General features: G+C 65.1%; 2 protein-coding genes. Both read right to left on the bottom strand.

The features are described from left to right. Nucleotides 1-28: 28 nt before the first annotated feature. Entirely contained in the window at nt 29-931 is a 903-nt protein-coding gene (locus P3H15_RS53780) for a carbohydrate ABC transporter permease (protein ID WP_276144787.1), read from the bottom strand. Nucleotides 932-952: 21 nt separating this feature from the next. Further along, the coding region (locus tag P3H15_RS53775; protein ID WP_276144786.1) for a carbohydrate ABC transporter permease at nt 953-1,789 on the bottom strand (837 nt) is incomplete at its 5' end.

Here is a 1,789-nt window from a genome sequence, read left to right as displayed (position 1 = left end):
TGAATGAGGTGAACGGTGAGGCGGACGGCTATTTGAGTCCGGACCGCACGAACGCGTCGCGGACGTAGCGCTGCAGGAACAGGTAGATCAGGAAGATGGGCAGGCATGCCATGCCGGACGCGGCCATGACGGCGCCCCAGTTGTTGCCCTCCTCGCCGAGGAACCCGCGGATTCCGATCTGGACCACGGCATTGGACTGCCGCATCACCAGCGAGGGCCACAGGTACTCGTTCCAGGCCGAGATGAACAGCATGATGCCCAGCGCCGCGAGCGCGGGCCTCATGTTGGGCAGCACCACCTTCCACAGGGTGGCCCACGAGTTCTGTCCGTCGATGAGACTGGCGTCCAGCAGTTCCCGCGGGAACGCCTCCATGTGCTGACGCATCAGCAGGACCCCGAACGCCGAGCACAGGTTGGGGATCACGATGCCCGCCACGGTGTTGAGCAGACCCATCTGCGAGATCAGCAGGTAGTTCGGGATCATCGTCACCTGGAACGGCACCAGCCACGATCCGACGAACAGCAGGAACAACACCTGCTTGCCGAAGAACGTCCACCGCGAGAACGCGTAGGCGGCGAGGATCGCGACCACCAACTGGCTCGTTGCCATCGCGAACGCCATGACGAACGTGTTGCCGAGCATCGACACCATCGGCAGGTTTTCCCACACGTAGCGGACATTGGCGAGGGAGAACGGCGAGGGAATCGGATTGACGGACAACGAGTCCTCCGGCGCGCGGAACGCGGTGGCGAACATCCAGTACACCGGGAACACGCTGAAGAGGGTCACCACGGCGAGGACCACGTGACCGGTCGCGAGCCGGGGCAGTGAGCGAGTGGCGACGGGAGCGTCGCCGGGATCGCGAGCCGGCGGTGCCGCGGTCGTGGCGGCGGCGGGGTCGGCCGGCCCGTCGACGAGTACAAATGTCATGAGTGGTCCTCGTTCTCGATCTCAGTTGTCGTAGAAGCTCAGTCGGTCCGACAGGCGGACGAACACGATCGCGATGAGCCCGAAGCCGAGGAAGAACAGCGTTCCCGCGGCGGCGGACAGTCCGGCGTCGAAGTTCTGGAACCCGAACTGGTAGAGCAGGTAGTAGATGTTCGTGGAGGCGCCGCTGGGTCCGCCCTGGGTGACGATGTCGATGATCGGGTACGCCCACTGCGCCCCGAGGAGGATCGTCATCAGCCCGAGGAACACCAACGTCGGCGACAACAGCGGAAGGATGATCCGGCGGGTGATCGTTGCCTGCGACGCGCCGTCGAGAGCGGCCGCCGACGCGTAGTCGGGACTGATGCCGGCCAGCCCGGCGGAGACCACGAGGACACCGAATCCGAGCATCTGCCACCCGACGATGAGCACCACACCGGCCAGCGCCAGCGAGGGTTCACGGAAGACGTTGCCCAACTCGAAGCCCAGCGTCGCGGCGACCCGGGGAATCGTGCCGCCGTCGGGATTGAACAGCCAGCGCCAGATCGCGCTCCCGGCAACCGGTGTGACCAGGAACGGAACGAAGATCAACGCCTGGTACACGGTCTTCGCCCGCCCGGACACCCGGTTCGACAGCAGCGCCACGACCACGGGGAGCAGCAACGAGAAGACCATGAACGCGAGCACGTACACGACGGTGTTGCGCAGTGCCTGATGGAGTTCGGGCAGCGCGAGCACCCGCGTGTAGTTGTCCAGGCCCACCGGTGTTTTCGGGCTGGTGGGGACCATGTTCCACTTGTAGAACGAGAGCCCGACGGTTTCGGCGAGCGGCTTGTAGATCCAGACGATCAGCAGCACGAC

This window comes from Rhodococcus sp. T2V (assembly GCF_029269925.1).
GTDB lineage: Bacteria > Actinomycetota > Actinomycetes > Mycobacteriales > Mycobacteriaceae > Rhodococcus_F > Rhodococcus_F koreensis.
Note: the sequence above shows the minus strand (reverse complement) of the source record. Positions and strands in the feature narration are given on the sequence as shown.